The organism is Rhodococcus sp. NPDC057014 (assembly GCF_042673295.1).
In the GTDB taxonomy this organism is placed as follows: domain Bacteria; phylum Actinomycetota; class Actinomycetes; order Mycobacteriales; family Mycobacteriaceae; genus Rhodococcus_F.
Genome location: NZ_JBHUSF010000589.1, coordinates 1 through 2196, shown reverse-complemented (window position 1 = coordinate 2196; position 2196 = coordinate 1). Strand labels below are relative to the sequence as shown.

Below are 2196 nucleotides of genomic sequence, written 5' to 3'. Positions count from 1 at the left end.
GTTGCGAGGGGGACGCGGCGCCGGGGCGCGGCCGTCAGTCGAATCCGCCGCCACCGGAGGGCAGGGGCATCTTGATGACGCGGTCGTCGTTGGGTCCGGGCTGACCGGCGGTCTTGTTGACGGTGCTCACCCAGATGAGCCCGTCGGGACCGAGTGCGGCGCCACCGAGTTGGCCGTACCGGTCCTGGACGATGACACCCGGTGCGGTGGTGACGGCGCCCGTGCCGGGGTCGGCGGCGAGCGCCGACATGGCCTTCGCGGTGCTCAGTGACACCGCCACGACATCACCGGCGGCGACGCAGCCGCCGACGCCGGGCCGCTCCGGCCAGGTCCACACCGGAGACGACACCGCTCCGTCCGCGCTGACCCGGAGCAGCCGATCCTCCAGCGGGGTGCGGTCGGTGACCCACACGGCCACACCAGGGTCGACGCAGACCCCGCCCGCGGTCCCGATGCCCGACAGCACCACCTGCGGCCGGGGCTGGGCCGGCGTCGGTGCGGGCGACAGCGCGGTGACCTTCAGCAGTTTCCCGGCCAGCGACGCCGGATCGGCGGCAGCCGCCGGGTTGTTCGCGTTGCCGGTCAGGACCATCAGTTCGTCGCCCGAGAATTCGAGCGAACCCGCATTGCCCGTGTCACCGCGGGGGATCCCGCCGAGAACCTCCTTGGCGGAGTCTCCCGGTGCGATCCGCACCACCCGGTTGTCGGCCGGGGTGGTGACGTAGGCGTAGATGAGGTTGTCCTCGACGAAACTCGGGGACAGCGCGATGTCGAGGAGGCCGCCGTCCGTGCTGCCGTCGACGTCGACGCGCGCGATCTCCTTGGGAGTCTGCCCCTGAGCGACCTGCAGGATGCGTCCGGTCCGGCGTTCCGCGACCAGAGCGGTGGCCCCGTCGGGGAGGACGACGAGTCCGCCGGTGGTGTCGAGACAGGTCGCGATGACACTGGGATCCGGATCCTGGCACGGTCCCAGCGGCCCGCTCGGCGGCGGGGTGGTCGTGGTGGACGGCGGCGGGTTCTCCGGCTCCACCTCCGCGCCCGACGCCCCCGTCGGCTCGGGTGTGAAGGGGGAGGACGCGGAGTCGTCGAATTTCGCGCACCCGGCGGCGAGGACCGCCGTCACGCAGAGTGCGGACATCGCCATCTTGCGGGACGCCGTGCGGCGCCGCCCACCCACCATCATGATGGAGACGTTACGGAAGAGTGCGAGGTCGCCGCCACGCCGGTTCCGCCTACCAGCGTTGTCCGGCGGATCGACCTAGGCTTGACGGTGTGACTGACATGCGGAAAGACCCCAGCGAGTCGTCGGACGACGGTGCCGCGCAGCAAGGCGCCTCACCCGGCTACGGCGGGGTCTCGAGCCCTTACGACCTTCCCACCGAGCGGTTTCCGTCGGCCACGCCGACATCCGGTTCCGCGGGACAGGGTCTGCCGCACACCGACGACGAACTCGATTACGGCGATGCGCGCGGCGCCGGTCTGCCCACCGAGCAGATCCCCGCGTACCGGCAGTCGGTGTCCGACGGGTCGGACCAGCCGACGCAGGTGATCGGTGCGACCTCCGGTGCGTCCCTCGGGGCCACGGCAGGTGACTCCTCGACCGACCGGCTCGGCGAGGGGGACGTGAAGATCGGCCGCGGCACCCTGGATCTCGGACTGCTGGTACTGCGACTCGCGGTCGGTGGCACGGCGCTGGTGCACGGTCTGCAGAAGCTGACCGGAATGTGGAACGGGCCGGGCCTCGACGGTTTCGAGGAGGTGCTCGTGAATTCGGGCTTCCAGCAGGCGAAACTGCTCGCGATCCTCGGTGCCATCGGTGAGGTCGCGGGCGGTGCGCTGCTGATTCTCGGTCTCGTCACTCCGTTGGCCGCCGCCTCGGTGCTGGCGGTGATGATCAATGCGTGGGCGTTCCGGCAGATCGCGGAGCCGGGACTCGAGTACTTCGCGCCCTCGGGCACCGAGTACGAGACGCTGCTCGGTGTGTGCGCGGGCGTGATCATTCTCACCGGGCCGGGCCGGATCTCGCTCGACGGCCGCCGCGGCTGGGCCACGCGGCCGTTCATCGGTTCGTTCGCCGCACTGATCCTGGGCGTCGCCGCCGGCGTGTGTATCTGGATCTTCCTCAACGGCGCCAACCCGCTCATCTGATCGTTTCCCTGAACCACGACTGCGCCGCACCCCCGATCGGGAGTGCGG

Annotated in this window: 2 protein-coding genes; one reads left to right on the top strand and one right to left on the bottom strand. The window is 70.9% G+C overall.

Annotated features, from left to right (window positions below; translation table 11 throughout):
- Positions 1 to 34 precede the first annotated feature (34 nt).
- The gene (locus tag ACFTZB_RS45165; RefSeq protein WP_378442453.1) at positions 35 to 1183 is read right to left on the bottom strand and encodes a PQQ-dependent sugar dehydrogenase; all 1149 of its coding nucleotides are present in this window, start codon (positions 1181 to 1183) and stop codon (positions 35 to 37) included.
- Between the two features lie 98 nt (positions 1184 to 1281).
- Between ACFTZB_RS45165 and ACFTZB_RS45160 the strand changes: the two genes are divergently transcribed.
- Complete coding sequence (locus ACFTZB_RS45160) at positions 1282 to 2148, top strand: DoxX family protein (protein ID WP_378442455.1); 867 nt, start codon at positions 1282 to 1284, stop codon at positions 2146 to 2148.
- Positions 2149 to 2196: the final 48 nt, after the last annotated feature.

What these genes read in the sequence shown, in the direction of transcription:
- ACFTZB_RS45160 (WP_378442455.1), top strand. Translation starts at nt 1,282, where the DNA reads ATGCGGAAAGACCCCAGCGAGTCGTCGGACGACGGTGCCGCGCAGCAA.
- ACFTZB_RS45165 (WP_378442453.1), bottom strand. Translation starts at nt 1,183, where the DNA reads ATGATGGTGGGTGGGCGGCGCCGCACGGCGTCCCGCAAGATGGCGATG.